The organism is Paenibacillus methanolicus (assembly GCF_008124765.1).
Lineage (GTDB): Bacteria > Bacillota > Bacilli > Paenibacillales > Paenibacillaceae > Paenibacillus_Z > Paenibacillus_Z methanolicus.
The window spans coordinates 236,237-259,204 of record NZ_VNHS01000012.1; the positions used below are offsets into that span (position 1 = coordinate 236,237).

The following is a 22,968-nucleotide window of genomic DNA, read 5'->3' on the forward strand; positions in this document are numbered from 1 at the left end:
CGTGATTAATGGCCGAGAATGCCGCGCAGCAGCGTGCCGTAGAGCGCCGCGGCTTCTTGCTTCGTCATCGAGGCGCGGGGACGGTATTCAGCCGCTCCGCTCGCGTCCTTCGTCACCTCGGGGCCGTGCCAGCCGGCGGAGACGACGAATTGCACCGCATCGTCCGCCCACTTGGACGGGGCGGTCGCCAGCTTCGCGGGCGCCGGCGCCGCGCCGATGAGGCCGGTCGCGAGACGGAATGCGACGATGGCGGCTTCTTCGCGGGTAATGGCGCGGTCGGGCTCGAAGTTCTGGCCCGGCACGCCGGTCAGCACCCCGAGCTCATACACGGTCTGCACGAGCGTCGCGAGCGAATGATCGCGCATGTCGGGGAACGCCACCGGGTTCTTGGAAGGCATGATCCCGGCGATGCGGGCCACGATGGCGACGAATTCGGCGCGGGTGATGGCGCGCTCCGGCTCGAAGGCGGCTGCGCCGTCGTCCTCGAAGGCGCCCAGCGAGCGAAGCAGGTTTATATCGGGGGCATACGGACTATCGCCTTGCACGTCGGTATAAGCCGGCTTCTCCACGAGTTTTTGCGATAGGCTGTCCGGGGACGAGTAATAAATGTAGGCGATGTTGCCCTTGTCGTCTTCCTTGAAAGCGGCGATCTGACCGGACTCGTCCTCGAACGTCAGCGGGGCCGTCGGCTTCAGCGTATGCGAGCCGAGCGCGTCGTCCACGAGCAGCACGCCGTCGCCCGCGGTGACTTTGGTCGCCATGAGCGGCATGCGCAGGCTGCTGTAGAGCCCTTCGAATTTGGTCAACTGCTGCTTCGTGAACGCGGGGGCGGTCGGCGCATTGCCGGCTTTCTTCGGATAGAAGCGATCCATGAAGGCGTCGAAGTACAGCGTCCGCAGTTCCACGGAAGCATCGGACGTGGATAGAATCAGTCCGCCGACGTTGTGCTCGGGAATGAGCCACATCCAAGAGTGGTAACCCGGCAGGTCGCCGCCTTTGCCCATGACGTATTGGCCGTTCTGCATATTATGGAAGAACGATTCGAAGCCATAGCCCATAATCGGCACGCCGGGGGCGGCTTCATAATGCGTCTCGAGCATCGACTTGGCCGTCTCGGCCTTCAGCACGCGCTTGCCGCCGAACGCGCCGTCGTTCAAGTGGGCGATCATGAAGTTCGCCAGGTCGCTGCCCGAGGCGAGCATGCTGCCATCCGGCGAAATAGCCGGGGACAGCTGATAAGCGCCGAGCGGCTTGCCCTGCCCGTCGTAACCGGTCGCCAGCTTCTTCCCGGACGTCTCGTCAAGCAGGTACGTGGCGTTGTTCATCTGAAGCGGGGCGAATACGTGCTCCTGTATATATTGTTCGAACGGCTGCCCGGTCACGTTCTCGATAATGAGTCCTTGGATGTTGAACGCGAGATTGTCGTAGCGGTAGACTTCGCCGGGCTTGCGCACGACGGTCGGCGCGTTGCGCTTCACGAATTCGTCCAGCGAAAGCGGCTTCGCGGCATCCGGATTCGCGTCCGTGCCCGAGTCGGTAAACTCGAAGCCGGTCGTATGCGTCAGCAGGTGCTCGACCGTGACCGGCACGCCCGTCTTGTTCACGATATTGACGCCGGGCAGGTACTTGGTAATGTCGCCATGGAGATCGACCTTGCCCTGCTCGACGAGCTGCATGAGGCCGGTCGAGGTGATCGCCTTCGAGATGGAGGCGGTGCGGAACAGCGTCCCGTTCGGATCGATCGGCTTCTTGGCCGCGACGTCGGCGTACCCGTATCCTGCGTTGAGCAGCACCTTGTCGTCTTTCACGACGACCGCGATCGCGCCGCTTAGAATATCCTTCACGTCCTTGCGGGCGAAGAATTCGTCCGTGAACGCTTGGACGGCTTTGGCGTCGACGGCCGGCGCTTGCGCGGTTGTTCCCGTCGTCGCGGCGGCAGCCGGGAGGCCAGCGATTCCCGCGGCAGGCAATTGCAGGGCGGCCGGCGCCGCCTGCGCCGTCGCGGGCGCGCCGGCAACCGGCGCGGCGAGCAGCGCGGCCACGAGCAGGGACGTGACGGCGATCTGGGTCGTGCGGGTACGATTGCGTATCTTTTTGCTCATCATTTTCACTCCTTATGGCGAATGCGTTCTTCCATTTCATGGTAGTGGAATAGAGGAGGCCGCAACACCGTCCCCGGAATGAAAACGCGCGGACCTCCAGGCGGAGGCCGGAGCTGGACCGCAGGCGCACGGCAAGGGACGAGCCATGCCGAATCGCGCGCGAAAAGGGCTGCGCCAACGTCATCGGAATGACGAAGATGCAGCCCTCGGACGCATGAGCCGTGGACAATCGATCGTGCCTTACGCTTTCTTCTTCATGAACGGCAAATGCAGCGCGAACGATTTGCATGCGGGCTTCTGCTTGCCATTCTTGTCGAAATGCAGCACCGCGTTGATCTCTCCGCCGATGACGAGCACGATGCTCGACAGATAGAGCCAGGTTAGCAGCACGATAATGCCGCCAATACTGCCGTACGTTTTGGAGTAGCTGCCGAAATGGTTCACGTAGAACGAGAAGGCCAGCGACGTCACGATCCAGCCGACCGTGGTGAAAATCGCCCCGGGCAGCACTTCTTTGAATTTCAGGTGCAGATTCGGGACGAACATGTACATCAGCGCGAAGACGACGGCCATGATCGCGATCGGCAGGACGAATTGGGCGATGCCCCAGATGACGTCGAAGCTGCCGGGCAGCTGCGTCCATTTGTACAAATTGTCGCCGATAACGCGGCCGAAGATGAGCATGACCATGCTCGATACGATGACGAGCGCCAGGATGACGGTGAAGAGCAGCGAGATGCCCTTCACTTTCCAGAACGGCCGCGTCTCCTCGACGTCGTACGCTTTGTTCAACGCTTTGATGACGGCGCTCACCCCGTTGGAGGCCGACCACAGCGTAATGAGCAGACCGAAGGACAACAGCGAGCCGCTGCGGGATTGCTGGATTTCCTCGAACGCCTCCGAGATCGTGGACGTCGACGTCTCCGGCAGCACGAGCCGGATGCCGTCGATGACGTCGCGCACGGTCAAATCCGCGAAGCTCAGCACGGCGATGATGAAGATGAGGAACGGGAAGAACGACAAAATCAAGTAATACGTCAGCTGCGCGCCCATCGCCGGCACCTCGTCGTCCTGGAAGCGGCAGTACAGGTTTTGCGCGAACCGCCAGACTCGGCTTTTCGTTTCCCTAGGATTGGCGGGAGCGTCATTGCGTTTGGTACCCGGCCCGTTAGCCGGACTCGCGGGCTTGCGGCTCTGACCGCTGCCCGTCTGGTGAATCGTGCCTGCCATAAGTCCAAGCCTCCTCTCGAATCGGTAGTCCTCATTACCCCGCGCTTCGGGGAGACAAACCCCGCGATAGACGGGACATGGGGAGCGAAGAGATAGCAAGGAGGCAGGGCGTTAGGCGGCGAATGGCCGGCTGCGAGAAGGAGATCGGTGCAAATAGGGAGTAGGAGGAGCTAGTTTCCGGCGGAAAGGGCCGGATTCCGGACGACGCCGAGGAAGACGATCGCCCCCATCTCGCCTTCTTCGATCGCGAAGAAGAACGGTCGGTCGGCCGTGAATTCGCACGGCTGCTGCGGCTCGGCAGTGCCGGCTACCGATATTGCGGTTGCCGCCGCGGCTTCCGTCCCCGTCTCATCAACCTCGATGCGGGCCTGGTGGACGATCTGGCTGATATAGAACAGCGCGCCCTCCTCCGCCATGCCGGAGAAATCCGCCTTGGCCGGGTCGAAGGCCGTCTTCATCCCAAGCTGCCGCAGCGTCTCCTCCAACCGCAGCGTCGACTGGATGCCGAAGCGGGGCAGGCGGACGGTTCCGCCCGCGGTCGCCAGCCCGGCGCGCCACGTCTCGGGGCTGTCGAGCAGCTGGGGCAGCAGGGCATCGAGTCCGCCCGGATCGCCGGGCAGGACGATCGTCATGCGCCATTTGCCCTCGCCGTACGGCAGCTGCAGCACCTCGTACGCCTGCTCCTTCTTAAAGGCGTAAGAGCCGCTTTGCTCCATCATGGGGACGCTTGCCGTCGATCCGTCCTGAAGGCGGAAAGGCCGCTCCTTCGTCCGATCCTCTTCGAACGGCTCGCTCCATGCCCCCTTGATATAGATCGCGTTGACGAGCGCCGACACCGTATCGGGCGGGAAGCTTTCGATCAAGCGGGGAATCATCCCTTTCGTCTGCGTATCGACCCATTTATTGACGGCCGCGGGAGCATCGGGATCCCCGAAGTCGATGTCCTGAATTTCGGCGTTATAATAGGTCTTCAAATCCGCGGCGTACGCTTCTTTCCACCCCATGCCCCGCTGCGCCCATGCGCCGTTCGCGATCCGCGCCGTGACCTCCGTATCTTGGTGCTCGAGCACGTCCGTCAGCGCTCGGGTGCCCTCGTTCAGTTCGAGTACGGACAACCCTTGCGCCCGCAGCGTCTTCAGCATCTCCGAGCGGGTCTCGCCCGCGGCGCCGTTCAAAGCGAGCCCCATCGCCATCGATACGCTAAGCGGGGAGAAGAAGCGGTTCTCTGCGGTCCCGGGCAACAGGCGGCGTCCGAGCTCCATGGAGAAGGCGTTCGCGGACGCGATCTGCGCGCGGTTCGCGTCCGCCGCCGAGAAGCTCGGGCGCGCGGGGGCCGAGCCGCAACCGGCGAATAGGGCAAGCAGCGCCGCGGCAGCCGCCATTGCGGCACCCTTTTTGATCTTTCTAATCATCGCTCCAACCTCCCAGTATTGTCTTTTAATGGAATACGACGAAAGGCGGAGCGGAAAGGTTGCAGACGGAGGCCCCGCCGCGGATAGCGCGACAAGCTTGGGGACCGCGATTAGCTATGGATAGGGGGAACGATAGCCCTATTGATGAAGCGGGAATTCATTGTTAGAATGGGAACGTTAGTTCTAGTCTTGGGCGCGGCGGGGCTAATCGCGCGCCGGTCGAGGGCCAACAATGGATCGAGAAATAGTTACATGCGACAATACCGATGCGCTCGGCAATGTTGTAAACTGTAAAGATATTCAAAATCGTACCCTATTAAAATCATCATTATGATTTCGGTCAAGGAGGCGCCATGAGTCAAGGAAAATCGAACGTATCGATCCGGCATTACGCCGCTTTGATGCGCCGTTATTTGCTTCCGCAGCGGGGAGCGCTCGTTGGGTTGACGCTGCTGCTGTTCGCCTCGATCGGACTGCAGCTGGTCAATCCGCAGATCATCCGGTTCTTCATCGACGAGGCGCAAGGGGAAGGCTCGATGGAACCGCTTTATTACGCGGCCATCCTCTTCATCGGGTTCTCGGTCGTGCAGCAGATCGTCAGCGTCGTGGCGACTTATATGAGCGAGAACGTCGCGTGGCGGACGACGAACACGCTGCGCGGCGACTTGGCGGAGCACTGTCTGTCGCTGGACATGAACTTTCATAAGTCGCACACGTCGGGCGCGATCATCGAGCGGGTCGACGGCGACGTGAATGCGCTGGCGAACTTCTTCTCGAGCATGATTATCCACCTGGCGGGCAACGTCCTGCTCATCTTCGGCATCATCGCGCTGCTATTTCGGGAGAACTGGCTCATCGGCGCCGGCATGACGCTGTTCGCCGTGTCCGCGATTTACATTATTCAATGGATCCGCAAATTCGCGGTGCCGGTATGGAGCGGCTGGCGGCAGGCGAACGCGGAATTTTACGGCTTTATCGGCGAGCAGCTGGAAGGGACCGAGGATATTCGCGCCAACGGGGCAGGAGGCTTCGTCATGGGACGCTTCTTCGGCTTGCTGGAACGGATGCTCCCGCTGCGGATCAAAGCGTTCCTCGGATTCGCGATGATGTGGACGTCGACGATCGTCATCTTCGCCCTCGGCAACGCGATGGCGTTCGGGGTGAGCGCCTATCTCTGGTACAAAGACGACATCACGCTCGGCACGGTGTATCTCATTTTCTATTACACGGAGCTGCTGGCCAAGCCGATCGAGAAAATCCGCACGCAGCTGGAAGATCTGCAGAAGGCGGACGCCAGCATCGTGCGCATTAACGAGCTGTTCGAGATGAAGTCGGAGATTGCGGACGGTCCCGGGGTCGCTTTCCCCGCCGGACCGCTCGCGGTCGAATTCAAGGACGTCGTGTTCAGCTACGAAGGGGCCGAGGGCGCGCCGACGCTCAAGGGCGTCAGCCTGAAGCTCGCGCCGGGCGAAGTGCTCGGTCTGCTGGGCCGGACGGGCAGCGGCAAATCGACGATGGCGCGCATGCTGCTCCGCTTCTACGACCCGCAGCAGGGGGAGATCCGGCTCGGCGGTTCGGACATCCGGCAGGCGAAGGTGAGCGACCTGCGGGCTCGCGCGGCGATGGTCACGCAGAGCATCGAGATTATGCAGGCGACGGTCCGGGATAATCTGACCTTCTACGACGCGTCGATCGCCGACGCGCGCATCGTCGCCGTGCTAGAGGAGCTGGGGCTTGCGAACTGGTACCGGACGCTGCCGCAGGGGTTGGATACGATGCTGGCTTCGGGCGGGGGCGGGCTATCGGCCGGGGAAGCGCAGCTGCTCGCGTTCGCGCGCGTCTTCCTGTGCGATCCCGGACTGGTCATCATGGACGAGGCATCCTCGCGGCTTGATCCGCTTACCGAACAGCGCATCGAACGCGCGACGCAGCTGCTGCTGGAGCGGCGGACATGCGTCATCATCGCGCACCGGTTGGCGACCGTTCAGCGCGCGGACCGCATTCTCGTGCTGGAGGACGGCGAGGTGCTCGAGTTCGGCAGACGGACGGATCTGGCGGCCGATCCGGATTCGAAATTCAGCCGGATGCTGAAGACGGGGATGGAGGAGGTGCTCGCATGAGTACGTTTACGTTTCTGTGGCGGCTGATCATGTACAGGCCAATGCGGTATTTCGTCAACGCGCTGGCGTGGACGCTGATCTACCTGGCCCCGATCGCGCCGGGCTTGGTTACCAAAGAGTTCTTCGATATGTTGGCCGGAGATTCTGCGCTTAACATCGGTATCTGGGGCATCGTCGCGCTGTTGATAGGCGCGGCGCTTGCCCGGGTCGCGCTTATTTTCGTCGGCTTCATCACGGACGTTCACTTCCGGTTCCGCATCGGCATGCTGCTGCGCCGCAACATGCTCGCGCACGTGCAGCAGCAGCCGGGCGCAAGAGCGATTCCCGTCTCGCCGGGCGAGGCGATCAGCTACTTCCGCGACGATATCGACCAGACGGAGGAGGCGGCGAGCTGGTCGGTCGACGCCTTCGGCATGACGACGTTCGCGGCGGTATCGGCCGTTATTCTGATCGGCATCGATGCCGAGCTGACGCTGTACGTCTTCCTGCCGCTCGTACTCGTCGTGACGGCGGCGCAGCTGTCGACCCAGCGCATCCAGAAGTATCGGGCGGCCAGCCGCGAAGCGACTTCGAACGTGACGGGCGCAATCAGCGAGATGTTCGCGAACGTGCAGTCCATTCAGGTGGCCGGCGCGGAGAAGCGCGTCGTGAACCGGTTCCGCCAGCTGGGCGAAGAACGGCGCCGGACGATGGTGAAGGACAGGCTGATGAGCGAGCTGCTCGATTCGGTGTTCTCCAATTCCGTCAATCTCGGCACCGGGCTGATCCTATTGCTCGCGGGCCAGAAGATGAGGGGCGGCGATTTCACCGTCGGCGACTTCTCCCTCTTCGTCTACTACTTGACGTTCGTGACGCAGTTCATTACGAACTTCGGCAAGTTCCTCACCTACTTCAAGCAGATGGGCGTCGCGCTGGAGCGGCTGACGGCGCTACTGCAGGGCGCAAAGCCCGGCGTCCTCACCGCATCGCACCCGCTGCATCTCTCGCGCAGGGAGGGCAAGTTCGATCCGGACGAGGCGCGGCATGGCGCAGCGGCAGGATACGATACCGGACTGGAGCGGCTGGAAGTGCGGGGACTCGGTTACCGCTATCCGGATACGGGCAGAGGAATCGCGGACATCAGCTTTACGCTTGCGCGAGGCTCCTTCACCGTCGTGACCGGCATGATCGGCTCCGGCAAGACGACGCTCGCGCGGGCGTTGCTCGGCTTGCTGCCCGCCTCGGAAGGAACGATTCGATGGAACGGCCGGGAGGTCGCGGATCCGGGCGAGTTCTTCATCCCGCCGCGCAGCGCCTATACCGCCCAAATCCCGCGGCTATACAGCGATACGCTGCGCAACAATATTTTGCTCGGCTTGAAGGAGACGGACGGGAACTTGGCGCGGGCCATCCATGCGGCGGTCATGGAGCACGATATCGAGCATCTGCAGCTCGGGCTCGAGACGGTCATCGGCCCGCGAGGCGTCAAGCTGTCCGGCGGACAGGCGCAGCGAACGGCTGCGGCCCGCATGCTCGTCCGCGATGCGGAGATGTACGTGTTCGACGACCTGTCGAGCGCGCTCGACGTCGAGACCGAGCGCAAGCTGTGGGAGCGGTTGTTCGAAGCCCGGGGCGAGGCGACCTGTCTCGTCGTGTCTCACCGGAAGGCGGCGCTCGCCCAGGCCGACCAGATCATCGTCATGAAGGACGGCCGGATCGAGGCTAAAGGGACGGCGGCAGAGCTGCTCGCCGGTAGCGAATCGTTCCGGCAGCTATGGCATGGCGACGAGGGTTAATATCGGAGAACCGGGAATACGAATACGGGGATCTTGCGGCAATTTCCGCAAGATCCCCGTATTTCTTGTTCGGACAATGCACATGTTTTCTGCCTATTCGCGGAAGGATGCATAATATTTGGCGAGATTGGAAGGGAATCTTGCGAATCGAGGCGGTGAGCGGTATGATCGCGTAAATGAAGACGATTTCTCCAAACTTATTCGACAATGTTAGACAAAATATGCTATATACATCTAAAAATCGCATCGTTATAATGACATAATAAGTTAATTTTTTAATTGGTTCGACATCTTTCGAATGGCCTGCCTTGAACAGGCTGCCGTCCCTGTTTTCCGGGGGTGCGCCGCTCTGGCCTTTGCGCGGGCTTCATCCGCGCCAGGAAGATCAAGTTGCCGAATTTGCTTGGATCCATCCTTTATATTCGGATGGATTTTTATTCTATATTGCGCCTCTCGATCGCCCTAATCGGTCACATCCAGATTTCCTTATTGAAAGCGTGGACATGTCGTGAATCAGAGCCAAACCCTTATGCAATATTACCCGATCGGGCTCATCGTCATCTGCTTGATCATCTCGGTCTTCGCTTCTTATATCGCGCTCGACCTTCCCCGGCTGCTGCTTGCTTCGCGGGGGAAGGCGCGCCGCTATTGGTTCATGGGCGGCTCGCTCGCGCTCGGCTTCGGCTTGTGGGCCTTGCATGTCATCGGCACGATGGCCTACAGACGCGAGGGAGGCGCGGCCGACTACTACTTGACGGCGCTGTTATCCTCGCTGGGCGTCGCCATCCTTGTCGCATTCGCCTGTATCGGATTGAGCGCGCGGCGCGAGATGAGCGCCGCCCAGATGGTTCGCAATGGCCTGCTCCTCGGCCTAGGCGTATGCGGCACGCACGCGGCGGGCGCTTTGGCGCTCGATCAGGCGAGAATCGCGTATTCGCCCACGCTGGTTTGCGTGGCGGCGGTGCTCACCATTCTCGTTTGCGTTTCCATGCAGATTTTGGCTTCTCGGTTCCGCAGCCCGGTTTCGCCGTTAAGCCGATTGGTGAAGGCCGCATGCAGCATCGCGATGGGGACGATCATCGCGGCCGTACAGTACGTCGGCATGATCGCGCTTAGGCTGTCTCCGCTCGCTAGCGTGAGCACGGACGAATTCGAGCCGAATATCTATTTCTGGCTGGCCATCGGCGTGGCGGGATGGTCGATTCTGGTTCTGGGCATCGTGATGCTCTGCGCCAACTTCGCGGACCGGCGCATCGCCCAGCAGGTCGCGCTGAACGGTTCGTTAATCGAAGCGGCCAGCGACTGCATCGTCGTCATCGACGCATCGGGCCGCATCATGGAATTCAATCCCGCCGCGGAACGGATCTTCGGGCACCGCCGCGAAGCAGCCGTCGGCCGTTTCATGCCGGAGCTGTTGTTCACCACGCTTCTGGGCGATTCGTATCGGGAGGCCATCGCGCGTTATGTGCGCGACCCCGGCGACAATCCATTCGGCGAGCGGACGGAGACGACGGGGATGCGCGCGGACGGCACGATGTTCCCGCTCGAGCTGACCGTCACCCGCATCCGCAAGGCGGACCCGCCGATTCTGGTCGCCTTCATGCGGGACATTACCGAGCGCAGGCGCGCCGAAGCCGCCCTGCGCGAGAGCGAGGAACGGTACCGCAAGCTGGTGCATTATTCGCCCGATCCCGTCATCGTCCATTTGAACGGCATGATCCTGTTCGTCAACTCCGCAGCCGCGGTGACGCTCGGCGCCAAGGAGCCGGAGGAGTTGATGGGGCGGTTCCTCGCCGACTTCATTCACCCTGACGACAGGGAGATCGCGGAGATCGGCTTGAATACGCCGCCGAACCGGCTGTCGGAGAGCGGGCCCGCGGAGCTTCGCTGCTACAAGCTGTCCGGCGAATTAATCGATCTGGAAGTGAAATCGATCTTCGTGAAGTGGAACGGCCGGGGCGTCATGCAAACGATCGCGCGCGACGTGACGGCGAAGAAACAAGCGGCGCAGACGATCCGGCAGATGGCGTATTACGACCGGCTGACGGGTCTGCCTAACCGCAATCTGTTCCTCGAGCTTGTACACGGCCATCTGAGGCAGTGCGCGGAGGGCGGCGCGGAAGCGGCCGTCATGTTTATCGACCTGGACCGATTCAAGACGATTAACGATACGCTCGGCCACCACGTCGGCGACGAGCTGCTCAAAGCATTCTCCGGCGTGCTGGCTTCCTCGATGCGCAAGGGCGACATTCTTAGCCGGATCGCCGGCGACGAGTTTCTCGTGCTGGTGCCGTCGACGACGGAATCCGAGGCGTCGGATATCGCTCGGACGATTCTCTCTCACGCGAATACGCCGTTCATGATCGAGGGCCATTCCCTGATCGTTACGCCGAGCATCGGGATCTCCATGTTTCCGAAGGACAGCGAAGAGGCGGAAGAGCTGATCAAGTACGCGGATGCCGCCATGTACCGGACGAAGGAGCTCGGCAAGAACGGATATTCCTTCTATGATTCGAACGTGCGCACCATCTCTTCGCGCGAGATGCAGCTGGAGCAGGGCTTGCATAAGGCGCTGGAACAAGATGAATTTCTGCTGCATTACCAGCCGAGGTTCGACCTGCATTCCGGCCGCATGGCGGGCGTCGAAGCGCTTGTACGGTGGCATAGTCCGGAGTACGGCATGGTGAGTCCGGCGGAATTTATTCCGCTCGCGGAGGAGTCCGGGCTCATCGTCCCGATCGGCGAGCTGATCCTGCGCAAGGCGTGCGAGCAGAACCGGCGCTGGATCGACGCGGGTTATCCGCCCGTGCGGATGGCCGTCAACCTGTCGCTGGTCCAGTTCAGGCAGGCGCATCTCGTGGATCGGATCGAGCAGGTGCTACGAGAGACGGGACTGCCGGGCGAGCTGCTGGAGCTCGAGATTACGGAGAGCGTCGCCAGCCAGAACGAGCGGGCCGTGGCCGAACGGCTGCAGGCCGTTAAGGCGCGCGGCATAACCGTGTCGATCGACGACTTCGGCACGGGTTACTCCTCGCTCAGCTATTTGCGGCAATATCCGCTCGACGTGCTGAAGATCGACCGCTCGTTTATCCGCAATCTGCCGCACTCCTCGGACGATACGGCCATCGTGCAGGCGATCATCGCGATGGCGCACAGCCTGCATTTAAGCGTTTGCGCAGAGGGCGTGGAGACGAAGGAACAGCTCGATTTTCTGCGCGAGCACGGTTGCAGCGAGGTGCAGGGGTATTATCTGTCGAAGCCGAAGGCCGCGGAAGAGATCGAGACCATCCTGGGGACGACCATCGCCTCCCGTATCGAGAGCGCTTCGTAGAGCGGGCTGAAGGCGCGCGAATCCCTGTCGGCAGGGGGTTTTTTCCACGAAAGAGAGAGTTGACGGTAACGCTTTCTTTGCGTTATGATGAGGACATAATCATACACGACGGCGTGTTACCTCGGGTAGAGGGCATGAGCCAAGAGAACGATTCTGCGAAGCAGAGTCTTTTTCTTGGCTCTTTTTTTTGCCTTTTTGCCATAATAAGCGAAGGTGATGAATGCGATGACAAAGAGGGATTCCACATTGCGAATCGAACGCGCAATCAATAATAACGTCGTGCTCGTTTTGGATGACCAGACGAAAGAAGAATATGTGTTGATGGGCAAAGGCATCGGGTTCGCGGGCAAATGCGGCGAAAGCATTCCGGCCACCGATCCGCGCATCGAGAAACGCTTCCGTCTCGACGATCCGGGCGAGATGGTGCAGTACCATTCCTTGCTCGGCGACATGGAGCCGGAGGTCATCCGAATTTCGGAAGAAATTATCGGCTTGATTACGGCAAGCTTCGGCGAGCTGGTGAACCGCAAAATTTATTTCGCGCTGCCAAGCCATATTCAGTTCGTCGTCTATCGGCTGCGCAACGGCATGGAGATCGTCAACCCGTTCTTGTACGAGACGAAAATGTGCTACAAAGACGAATATGAGATCGCTAAGCGAGCCGCGGAGCTAGTCGCGAATGCCTTTCACATCCGGGTACCGGAAGAGGAAGTCGGCTTCCTAACGTACCATGTCCATTCGGCGGTGAGCAACGTGCCGGTTGGCCAAATCGTGAAGTTCACGAACTTGATCAACGAGCTGATCGAGCAGATCGAAGAGCGGCGAGGCATCCGGATATCGCGGGAAAGCATCGATTACATTCGGCTCATCACGCATCTGCGCTATTCGGTCGAACGCATCAGCCAAGACAAGCGGGTGCATAACCCGCTAGTCGCCGCCCTGCCGCAGCAGATGCCCGAAGCGTACGCGCTGGCGGAAGAGCTGTCGCAGCTGGTGCACGGTTATATCGGCAAGCCGGTGAGCGAGGATGAGATCGGGTTTCTGGCCATTCATTTGTACCGGTTGTTCGAGGTGTTTCAGGCGCCGGGACAAGCCGGATCGTAGGGAAGAGCAGTTTGCGCGCCAACTAACACATTCATCAGGAGGGTTCCAATCATGTTCGGAAAATTGTTCAAAGCCAAAAAAGATACGTTCACCATTACGGCCCCGATTACGGGCAAAGCGGTACCCCTCACCGAGGTTCCGGACGAGGCATTCGCCGGCGGGCATATGGGACGCGGCATTGCGATCGAACCTTCGGTCGGCAAACTTATCGCCCCGTTCGACGCGGTTGTCGCGCACGTGATCCATACGAATCACGCCGTCATTCTCGAGCACGCCTCCGGACTTCAACTGCTCGTGCATATCGGCATCAACACGGTCGCGATGAAAGGCGAGGGCTTCAAGGGGCATGTTCAAATCGGCGACGAAGTGAAAGCGGGTCAAACGCTGGTCGAGTTCGATATCGAAGCGATCCGCGCCGCAGGCTATCCGCTTATCACGCCGGTCATCATCGCGAACGAGGAAGAGTCGGTCGCGGAGCTCGAAGTGCTGCAAGGTTCGGTTACAGCTGGTCAGGATCCGGTTATCCAGGCGGTTCTGGCGAAGTAACGATATAGATTCAGATTCATAGCTATCCTAGGGGGAGTAAACATGTTAGCTTTCTTGCAACGGATCGGTAAAGCGCTTATGCTGCCGGTTGCAACGCTGCCTGCGGCTTCGATTCTGCTTCGTTTCGGCAGCATCGATTACGTGAAGGAATTTCATCTCGGGGAGAACGTCGGCGGCTTCCTGAACCAATACATCGCGCCGTTCCTGAGCGCGGGCGGCTCGGCGATTTTCGATAATTTGGCGCTTATCTTCGCCGTCGGCGTCGCGATCGGTCTAGTCGGCGACGCGGTTGCCGCGCTCGCGGCGGTTATCGCGTACCTGGTGCTGACGACGGTGCTGTCCAAAGTGCCGACCGCGTTCCCGGATATCGTTGGGGCGGACGCCAAATTGAACATGGGCGTGCTCGGCGGCATTCTCGCCGGTCTAGTCGCTTCATACATGTACAAGCGTTTCCATACGATCAAGCTGCCGGACTGGCTCGGCTTCTTCGCGGGCAAACGGTTCGTTCCGATCGTCACGTCGATCTCGATGGTGCTCGTCGGCCTCGTGTTCGGCTTGATCTGGGGCCCGATCCAGAACCAGCTCGATATTTTCGGCCGCTGGATCGTCGACCTCGGCGGTATCGGCGCCGGTATCTTCACGTTGGCTAACCGGCTGCTCATTCCGTTCGGTCTGCATCATATCATCAACTCGATCGCCTGGTTCCAGATCGGCGATTTCACCGACGCGGCGGGCAACGTCGTGCACGGGGACATTACGCGCTTCTTCAAAGGCGATCCGACGGCGGGCATGTTCATGACCGGCTTCTTCCCGATCATGATGTTCGCGCTGCCGGCTGCGGCAATCGCGATTATCCAAAGCGCGAAGAAAGAGAAGCGCAAAGCGATCGCGTCGATCTTCATCGGCACGGCGATCGCCTCGTTCCTGACAGGCATTACGGAGCCGCTTGAATTCGCGTTCATGTTCGTGGCGCCGGTGCTGTTCATCATCCATGCCGTGCTTAGCGGCGCGGCAGCCTTTATCGTGGCCGAAATGGGCATCAAGCACGGCTTCGGCTTCTCGGCCGGCTTTATCGATTACGCGCTTAACTACTCGCTGGCGACGAAACCGCTGCTGCTCATCCCGATCGGCCTCGTGTTCGCGCTTATCTACTACGTGCTGTTCCGCGTGCTGATCGTGAAATTCAACCTGAAGACGCCGGGCCGCGAGGACGATGAGCCTGCGGCGGCTGGCGCTGCGCCAGCGAAGGCGGCTTCCGGCGGTACGGCAAGCGACAAGGCGGCCAATGTACTGGCGAATCTCGGCGGCAAGGACAACATCGTCAGCGTGGATGCGTGCATTACGCGCCTTCGTCTGGTCGTGAAGGACGAGAAGGAAGTGAACGACGCGGCGCTGAAAGGGCTTGGCGCTTCGGGCGTCATGCGTCTGGGTTCCGGCGCGGTACAGGTAATTTTCGGCACGCAATCCGAGCGGTTGAAGGACGAAATCAACAAAATCATGTAAGCAAGGCTGTCCATCGTCTCCCGGTTCCGTTATACAGAGAAGGCGCCGGGCAAGACGGGGACGGTTGCGGCAGCAAGTTTGGCTGGCTGATCGAGATAGATGAAAGCAGCATTTTACGAACAGGAGTGGAGAACATGCAACAAACTTATACTGTGGCTAACCAACTGGGCATTCACGTACGTCCCGCGAAACAAATCGTGGAGGCGGCCAAAAAATATCCGAACTGCAACATTTTCGTCGAGAAGGACGGCAAGCGCAACAGCGCGAAGAGCCTGGTGAACGTGCTGACGCTCGGCGCCAAGCACGGCGATAGCGTCACGCTGATCACGGAAGGCGAGCAAGAAGCGGAAGCGCAGAAGGAAATCGGCTCGATCCTCTCGGCCGCGATCGACGGCCACGGTGGGAACTAATGATCGTCCGGGGCATAGCGGCATCGCCGGGCATCGCGATCGGCCGCGTATGGCGGATGGAGAGCGAAGCCGAAGCGGCGAATGCGCCGGCTAACATCGAGCCATCGGCGGTGGAGTCCGAGACGGCGCGTCTGATGCAAGCGATCGCGGAATCCGCGTCGGAAGTTGCGGCGCTGCGGGATCAGTTGATCGCGAAGGGCCAGGCGCACGAGGCGGAGATTTTCGACGGCCATCTTATGCTGCTCGAAGACGAAGAGCTGCTGGACCGGGCGAGGAACGCGATCAACGATGAGCTGATGGCGGCGGAAGCGGCCATCGCGGCGGCACGCGACGAAATCGCGGCGATGCTCGAGAGTCTAGACGACGAGTACTTGCGCGAGCGTGCGGCGGATATCCGGGATATCGGCGGACGCATCATCGCGCGGCTGACCGGCCGATCCGACATGCCTCCGGCAGGGGGCGGCGATCCGGTCATTATCGTGGCGCCGGACTTGACGCCTTCGCACACGGCGCAGCTCGATCCGTCCGCGGTCGCGGGCTTCGTGACGCTGCAGGGCGGACGCACGTCGCACTCGGCGATCATCGCGCGGGCGAACGGCATCCCGGCGATCGTCGGCATGGGCGATGCGCTGGCCGATCTTCGCGCGGGCGAAGTGGTGATCCTGGACGGCGAATCCGGCGAGCTGCATATCGCGCCGAGCGAGATCGTCATCGCCGAATTCGCCGCGCGCCGCGAGGCGGAGCGCGCGAAGCGGGAAGGGCTGCAGTCGCTGATGGGGCTGGACAGCGTGTCGCTGGACGGCGTGCGCGTCGAGCTCGTCGCCAACATCGGTTCGCCGGCCGATGCCGTCAGCGCGAAGGAGCGCGGAGCGGAAGGCGTCGGCTTGTACCGGACCGAATTCCTCTACATGGGCCGCGATACGCTGCCTTCGGAGGACGAGCAGTATGACGCTTACGTCAGCGTCGCCCGCACGTTCGGACCGGATGCGCCGATCGTTATCCGCACGATGGACATCGGCGGGGACAAGGAGCTGCCGCTGCTCGAGCTGCCGAAGGAGGACAATCCGTTCCTCGGCTATCGGGCGATCCGGATTTCGCTCGACCGGCCGGAGCTGTTCAAGACGCAGCTTCGCGCGATCCTGCGAGCCAGCGCCCACGGGAACTTGAAGATCATGTTCCCGATGATCGCGACGCTCGCCGAGTGGCGGGCGGCGAAGGCGCTCGTCGACGCGTGCAAGGAAGAGCTGCACGGCGAAGGCGCGGCGTTCAACGAGGCGATCGAATGCGGCATCATGATCGAAATTCCGGCGGCGGCGCTGCTGGCGGACCGCTTCGCGAAGGAAGTCGATTTCTTCAGCATCGGCACGAACGATCTGACCCAGTACACGTGCGCGGCGGACCGGATGAACCAGAAGCTCGCGGCGCTTAACGATCCGCTGCAGCCGGCCGTGCTGCATCTAATCGAGCGCGTCATCCGCGCGGCCCGAGCCGAAGGCAAATGGGCGGGCATGTGCGGCGAGATGGCCGGCCAGCCGCATGCGGTGCCGATCCTGCTCGGCCTCGGCCTGCACGAGTTCAGCATGAGCGCCAATGCCGTGCTGCCGGCGCGCGGTCTAATCCGCGGCATCGACCAGGCGAGCATGGCGGCGTTGGCTGCCGAAGCGCTCGAACTCGAGACGCCGGACGCGATCCGCGCGCTCGTGGAAGCGCGCGTGCCGGCGATTCGCCAGGCGTATTAAGGGAAGAAGCGTACTCCGCTTGGCGGGGTACGCTTTTTTTGTCTCGCGCGCGGGATAGTGAATTGAGCTCGAAAGTCGCCCCTTATCACAAAAAGCGCCGGGAAGGTTTCCCCTCCCGGCGCTCCCATCCGCCGAATCCAAGCGGCGGATGTTCAACCGCTCTAACCTTCTCCGCGCTCGCGCGCCGTCATCTGCTGCCACACCGAGCCGGCCGCTTCTTCGCCGCGTTCGATGCGCTCGAGCGCCATGCGCGCCTGCAGACGCACTTCGAATTCGGCGTCTTCCGAGGCGCCGCGCAGCGCGTCGACCGCGCTGTCGTCGCCCGCTTCGTACAGGAAGCGGGCCGCCCGCCAGCGGACGAGCTTGTTGCGGTCGCCCAGCGCTTCGATCATCGGGCCGATCGCGGACGGATCGCCCAGATCGGAGAGCGTGTCGCCCGCCGTCCGGCGGACGGAGGCGGAGCTGTCGCGCAGCGCCGTGAACAGATGCGGCATCGATTCGGGCAGGCGCAGCTCGCCGAGGTAGACGACGGCCAGCCGGCGGATCGAAGCATTGTCGTCCGCCAGACATTGCGCCAGCAGCGGCAGCATATCCGGCTGCGGGATCGTGCGGTTCAGCGCTTCGTACCGCTCGTTCCATTCCGGAGATTGCAGACGGGCGGCCAGTTCCTCGGTCGTCAGCGGCTCCGGGCGTACCGGCGGCGCCGGCGTCTGGCCGCCCGCCGCGCCGGCGGCCAGGGCATCCGCGACGAGCTCATCCAGCCGCTGCTGCGGATAGGCGGCCTCAAGCTCGCGCACCAGCTCGGCCGCGATCTCTTCCGGCTCGCCGTAGCGGACGCCGAGCTCCTCGAGCTTGCGCTCGCGGATCATCGTCGCGGCGGCGGCGCGGGTGACCGCGTCCGTGAAGGCGGCGGGCATCGCCGCGCGCACTTCGCGGTCCGCCATCCGCACGCGGACTTGAATCGGAATGCCGCGGTACAGCTGCACGAATGCGTGCGCCTCGCCGAAGCTGTCGGCGGCTTGGCCGTCCTCCGGCTTCCCGCCGTCCGCGCTTTCGCCCAGCACCGTCCGCGCTCCGGACAGGATGCGTTCCCAGTCCGCGCCCGGCTTGCGGTCGAGAGCGATGAAGTCGGCGGTGCGGAACAGTCCGCGCACGCCGTCGATGCGCAGCAGGCCGGCGAGCGGCTCGGGCGCCGCGTCCGCGTCCGCCAAGGCGTACGTCTCCCGTTTGCCGGCAGGCAGCTTCTCGTCCACGTTCAATTTCATCGTATTCGGACTTGGGGTCGGTTCAATAAATATCAAGCGCATTTGCGCATACCTCCTTAATAACCGCGATCATATTACCGTCCAGCATCCCTTTAAGTGTACCGGAAATCACGCCCGGAAGCGAGCCGCGGCAACGGGAGAGAACGTGCGAGAGCGGGAGACCGGAGACGCTGCGCAAGCAGCGTCAATCCGCGGCGGTAAGCTAGCTTTTGACCGGAACCGACGATAGGGGACGCGAGGACCGACCTGGCGAATTCCGCGCAGCCATTCCGGATTTGCGTAATTCCCGCGGGGTTGATATCGTAGAAGCAACGCAAGATAGAAGCCGCGATTTGATAGGCTGGGAGGGTAAGTTTCGCACATGCGTTACACGAATATGAATCCGGAGGCGAAGACGAGCTCGTTCGCCGATCTTCGCCGCTGGCGCCGGGAGCGGGCCGCCAAAATGAAAACGAAAGATTTCTCTTGGCGCGTGCCGTCGGTCAAAGCCGATCTGCGCTATTTGCGAAGCCGCACGAAGGCGGCCTCGGTGACGTGGGTCGGCCATTCGACGTTCCTGATCCGCCACAGCGGGCTGACGATCGTCACCGATCCGGTCTGGGCCGAAACGATGGGCTTTCAGAAAAGGCTGACGCCGCCGGGGATCGAGATCGGTCAAATGCCGCCGGTCGACGTCGTGCTGCTGTCGCATTCCCATTACGATCATCTTCACCTGCCTTCGCTCAAGAAGCTTATCGGCGACAAGCGGCTCATCGTGCCGGCCGGTCTCGGACCGCTGCTGCGCAAGAAAGGCTTCGAATTCGTCACCGAGCTGCAGTGGTGGGAGCAGACGATGGTGGACGGCGTCCGCTTCACGTTCGTGCCGGCTCAGCATTGGACGCGCCGCACGCTGACGGACACGAACCGGTCGCATTGGGGCGGATTCGTCATCGAGCCGGTCGAGTCGATCATGAACGCGAAGCCGCACGATTACGCGCCCGAGACGATCTACTTCGCCGGGGACAGCGGGTATTTCGACGGGTTCAAGCAGATCGGGCAGCAGTTCCGCATCGACGTCGCGCTCATGCCGATCGGGGCGTACGAGCCGGAGTGGTTCATGAAGATGCAGCACGTCACGCCGGAAGAAGCGCTTCAGGCGTTCATCGACGTGGGCGCGAGGCTGTTCGTTCCCATGCACTACGGGGCGTTCGCGCTGGCGGACGACACGCCGCGGGAAGCGCTGGACCGGCTGGAGACGGAGCGGGCAAGACTCGGCATCGAGCCGGAGCGGATCGAGGTGCTGCCGCAGGGGAGGGTGCTCAAGATCGCCGAAGCCGACGCCATGACAAAATCGGATTGAAAAATCCCTACCGTGCCTACTGGTTTCGACACCGAATGTCCGGTAAACTGCAATTGAACGTAATCCGAGCGCGACAGAACACCGGGCGCGTTCCTCGTAACGCGTTCCATATAGATGCAAACGCAATCATCCAACGGGAGGCTATACCATAATGAGCAGCATCGTAAAAATCGGCATTATCGGCGCGGGCGCGATCGGCAACGCGCACATGGGCGCATTCCAGAAACTTGAAGGCGCGCAGGTGGCCGCGATCACCGACGTCTTCCTGCCGCACGCGGAGCAGCGGGCGCAAGAGCACAATATTCCGCTCGTCCACCAGAGCCCGCAGGCGCTGCTGGAAGATCCGGACATCGACGCGGTCGTCGTCGCCGTGCCGAACAAGTTCCACGCGCCGCTGGCGATCGAAGCGCTTCGCCAAGGCAAGCACGTCCTGCTGGAGAAGCCGATGTCCATCGACTCCGAGACGGCGCGCCGGATCGTCGAAGCGAAGGAGCAGTCGGGCAAAATCCTCATGATGGCGCACCAAATGCGCTGGGAAGGGCTGTCCCGCGCGCTGAAGGGCGAGATCGAAGAAGGCAAGCTCGGCCGCATCTACAACGCGAAAGCGGGCTGGTTCCGCAAGAAGGGCATTCCGGGCTGGGGCTCCTGGTTCACGCGGATGGACGAGTCCGGCGGCGGACCGCTCATCGACATCGGCGTGCACATGCTCGACTTGACGCTGTACATGATGGGCAACCCGAAGCCGGTATCGGTATTCGGGACGACGTACGCGGAATTCGGTCCGAAGAAAGCCGGCATCGGCAGCTGGGGCACGCCGAATTGGGACGGGTACTACGACGTCGAAGACTTGGCGACCGCGCTGATCAAATTCGACAACGGCGCGACGCTGTCGCTTGAAGTGAGCTGGGCCGCGCACGCGGCGGGCCTGAGCGAAGATCCGTTCATCTACCTGATGGGCACGGACGCGGGCGCTTCGATCGTCGGCAGCACGGGCAAGACGGTCACGCACGAGAACAACATCATCATCGAATCGACGCTCGCGCCGCTCGAGGGCGACGCGCGCCAATTGATGAGCGAGCATTTCGTCGCCTGCATCCAAGAAGGCAAGGAGCCGATCACGACCGCGCTGTCGGGCTACACGAACAACCGGATTTTGGACGCGATCTACGAGTCGTCGAAGACGGGCAACGAAGTGAAGCTGAACTGGGACTAGTCGCATCGCGCACAAAGGCAAACACAGAGCAGCCGCCGGGTTTCCGGTGGCTGCTCTTGTCATGCGCGCCGGATTCGCGCAAGGACTTTTCGCGTTCGTTGTGGTATAATGGTGCGATGAGTATCAAATGAACAAAAGGACGGGATTGCGTACCATGATCAGTACAAGCGGCATCACGCTTCGATACGGGAAGCGCGCCTTATTCGAGGATGTTAATATCAAATTCACGCCGGGCAACTGCTACGGCCTTATCGGCGCGAACGGCGCCGGCAAATCGACGTTTCTGAAAATTCTCTCCGGCGAAGTCGAGCAGACGAACGGCGAAGTGCACATCACGCCGGGCGAGCGTCTGGCCGTGCTGAAGCAGAACCATTACGAGTACGACCAGTTCAAGGTGCTCGAGACCGTCATCATGGGCCACAAGAAGCTCTATGAGGTCATGAAAGAGAAAGACGCGATCTACATGAAAGATCCGTTCACCGACGAGGACGGCATGCGCGCCGGCGAGTTGGAAGCGGAATTCGCGGATATGAACGGCTGGGAAGCGGAATCCGAAGCGGCGGGCATGCTCAATGGCCTCGGCATCCCGCCGGAGCTGCACGACAAGCAGATGTCGGAGCTCTCCGGCAACGAGAAAGTCCGCGTTCTCCTCGCGCAGGCGCTGTTCGGCAGCCCGCACATCCTGCTGCTTGACGAGCCTACCAACCATTTGGATATGCAGTCGATCGAATGGCTCGAGAACTTCCTGGCCGGCTATGAAGGCACCGTTATCGTCGTATCCCATGACCGTCACTTCCTGAACCAAGTATGTACGCACATCGCGGATATCGATTTCGGCAAAATCCAGTTGTACGTCGGCAACTACGACTTCTGGTACGAGTCCAGCCAGCTGGCGCTCACGCTCATGCGCGACCAGAACAAGAAGAAGGAAGATAAGATCAAGGAACTGCAGGCGTTCATCCAGCGCTTCAGCGCCAACAAGTCGAAGGCGAAGCAGGCGACGAGCCGGAAGAAGCTCCTCGACAAAATCTCGCTGGACGACATTCGCCCTTCCAGCCGGAAGTATCCGTTCATCCACTTCAAGCCCGAGCGCGAAGCCGGCAAGCAATTGCTGCTCACCGAAGGACTCACGAAGAGCGTCGATGGCGTAAAACTGATCGACAACCTGACGCTGACCGTGAACAAAGGCGACAAAATCGCGCTGGTCGGCCCGAATACGCAACCGAAATCGGTGCTCATGCAAATTCTGATGGGCGAGACGGAAGCGGACAGCGGCACGTACGCGTGGGGCGTCACGACGACGCAAGCTTACTTCCCGAAAGACAACTCGGCTTATTTCGACGGCGTCGAGATGAACCTGGTCGACTGGCTGCGTCAATACTCCAAGGATCAGGACGAATCGTTCATCCGCGGCTTCTTGGGCCGGATGCTCTTCTCCGGCGACGAAGCGCTGAAGAAAGCAAGCGTCCTCTCCGGTGGCGAGAAAGTGCGCTGCATGCTCTCCAAGATGATGCTCTCCGGCTCGAACGTGCTGCTCATGGACGAACCGACGAACCACTTGGACCTCGAATCCATCACGGCGCTCAACAACGGGTTGATCGACTTCGACGGCACGCTGATCTTCACCTCCCATGACCATCAGTTCGTGCAGACGATCGCCAACCGCATCGTGGAGATTACGCCAAGCGGCGTCATCGACCGGATCATGAGCTACGACGAATACCTCGAGAACGCGGAAGTCAAAGCGCTTCGCGAGCGCATGTACCCGGCTGAATAAGCTAGAGACTTATACAACGAGAGCCCTGCGGTTGATTCCGCAGGGCTCTTCTTGTTGTTTGGGTGAGTTATAGAACCGTTCCAAATATGGATAAAAACGAAA

At 61.3% G+C, this 22,968-nt stretch carries 15 protein-coding genes; 11 read left to right on the forward strand and 4 right to left on the reverse strand.

Going from position 1 to position 22,968, the window contains the following annotated elements; genetic code table 11:
- Positions 1 to 5: 5 nt before the first annotated feature.
- The 3 genes from BCM02_RS28750 to BCM02_RS28760 all read right to left on the reverse strand — a co-directional run bounded on the left by BCM02_RS28750 (position 6) and on the right by BCM02_RS28760 (position 4,744).
- On the reverse strand, positions 6 to 2,102 hold the full coding sequence (locus BCM02_RS28750) for a serine hydrolase domain-containing protein (RefSeq protein WP_148932582.1): 2,097 nt from the start codon (positions 2,100 to 2,102) through the stop codon (positions 6 to 8).
- Between the two features lie 240 nt (positions 2,103 to 2,342).
- The gene (locus BCM02_RS28755; protein ID WP_148932583.1) at positions 2,343 to 3,332 is read right to left on the reverse strand and encodes a YihY/virulence factor BrkB family protein; all 990 of its coding nucleotides are present in this window, start codon (positions 3,330 to 3,332) and stop codon (positions 2,343 to 2,345) included.
- A gap of 170 nt (positions 3,333 to 3,502) precedes the next feature.
- On the reverse strand, positions 3,503 to 4,744 hold the full coding sequence (locus tag BCM02_RS28760) for a serpin family protein (RefSeq protein ID WP_148932584.1): 1,242 nt from the start codon (positions 4,742 to 4,744) through the stop codon (positions 3,503 to 3,505).
- Between the two features lie 353 nt (positions 4,745 to 5,097).
- Between BCM02_RS28760 and BCM02_RS28765 the strand changes: the two genes are divergently transcribed.
- The 8 genes from BCM02_RS28765 (at position 5,098) to ptsP (ending at position 17,272) form a co-directional block, all read left to right on the forward strand.
- Entirely contained in the window at positions 5,098 to 6,864 is a 1,767-nt protein-coding gene (locus BCM02_RS28765) for an ABC transporter ATP-binding protein (RefSeq protein ID WP_148932585.1), read from the forward strand.
- Positions 6,861 to 8,639 (forward strand): ABC transporter ATP-binding protein, encoded by a 1,779-nt coding sequence (locus tag BCM02_RS28770; RefSeq protein WP_148932586.1) that lies wholly within the window; start codon positions 6,861 to 6,863, stop codon positions 8,637 to 8,639. Before BCM02_RS28765 ends, BCM02_RS28770 begins: the two co-directional genes overlap by 4 nt.
- Positions 8,640 to 9,147: 508 nt before the next feature.
- The gene (locus BCM02_RS28775) at positions 9,148 to 11,970 is read left to right on the forward strand and encodes a bifunctional diguanylate cyclase/phosphodiesterase (RefSeq protein ID WP_148932587.1); all 2,823 of its coding nucleotides are present in this window, start codon (positions 9,148 to 9,150) and stop codon (positions 11,968 to 11,970) included.
- Between the two features lie 225 nt (positions 11,971 to 12,195).
- Positions 12,196 to 13,074 carry a PRD domain-containing protein gene (locus BCM02_RS28780; protein WP_148932588.1) on the forward strand — a complete coding sequence of 293 codons (879 nt, stop codon included), beginning with the start codon at positions 12,196 to 12,198 and terminating at the stop codon, positions 13,072 to 13,074.
- Between the two features lie 51 nt (positions 13,075 to 13,125).
- Positions 13,126 to 13,620, forward strand: coding sequence for a PTS sugar transporter subunit IIA (locus BCM02_RS28785; protein WP_148932589.1), 495 nt, complete (start codon positions 13,126 to 13,128; stop codon positions 13,618 to 13,620).
- Positions 13,621 to 13,662: 42 nt separating this feature from the next.
- On the forward strand, positions 13,663 to 15,123 hold the full coding sequence (gene nagE, locus BCM02_RS28790; protein ID WP_148932590.1) for an N-acetylglucosamine-specific PTS transporter subunit IIBC: 1,461 nt from the start codon (positions 13,663 to 13,665) through the stop codon (positions 15,121 to 15,123).
- Between the two features lie 134 nt (positions 15,124 to 15,257).
- The gene (locus BCM02_RS28795) at positions 15,258 to 15,533 is read left to right on the forward strand and encodes an HPr family phosphocarrier protein (RefSeq protein WP_148932591.1); all 276 of its coding nucleotides are present in this window, start codon (positions 15,258 to 15,260) and stop codon (positions 15,531 to 15,533) included.
- Positions 15,533 to 17,272 (forward strand): phosphoenolpyruvate--protein phosphotransferase, encoded by a 1,740-nt coding sequence (gene ptsP, locus BCM02_RS28800; RefSeq protein ID WP_148932592.1) that lies wholly within the window; start codon positions 15,533 to 15,535, stop codon positions 17,270 to 17,272. The genes BCM02_RS28795 and ptsP overlap by 1 nt, the downstream gene beginning before the upstream one ends.
- A gap of 161 nt (positions 17,273 to 17,433) precedes the next feature.
- Here the strand turns inward: ptsP and BCM02_RS28805 are convergent, their stop codons facing one another.
- Positions 17,434 to 18,579 (reverse strand): conserved virulence factor C family protein, encoded by a 1,146-nt coding sequence (locus BCM02_RS28805; RefSeq protein ID WP_148932593.1) that lies wholly within the window; start codon positions 18,577 to 18,579, stop codon positions 17,434 to 17,436.
- A 319-nt stretch (positions 18,580 to 18,898) separates the two neighbouring features.
- Here BCM02_RS28805 and BCM02_RS28810 point away from each other — a divergent pair, with 319 nt between their 5' ends.
- From BCM02_RS28810 to BCM02_RS28820, 3 genes are all read left to right on the forward strand, one after another.
- The gene (locus BCM02_RS28810) at positions 18,899 to 19,876 is read left to right on the forward strand and encodes an MBL fold metallo-hydrolase (protein WP_148932594.1); all 978 of its coding nucleotides are present in this window, start codon (positions 18,899 to 18,901) and stop codon (positions 19,874 to 19,876) included.
- Between the two features lie 151 nt (positions 19,877 to 20,027).
- Entirely contained in the window at positions 20,028 to 21,089 is a 1,062-nt protein-coding gene (locus BCM02_RS28815; RefSeq protein WP_148932595.1) for a Gfo/Idh/MocA family protein, read from the forward strand.
- A 154-nt stretch (positions 21,090 to 21,243) separates the two neighbouring features.
- Positions 21,244 to 22,866, forward strand: coding sequence for an ABC-F family ATP-binding cassette domain-containing protein (locus tag BCM02_RS28820; RefSeq protein WP_148932596.1), 1,623 nt, complete (start codon positions 21,244 to 21,246; stop codon positions 22,864 to 22,866).
- Positions 22,867 to 22,968 lie beyond the last annotated feature (102 nt).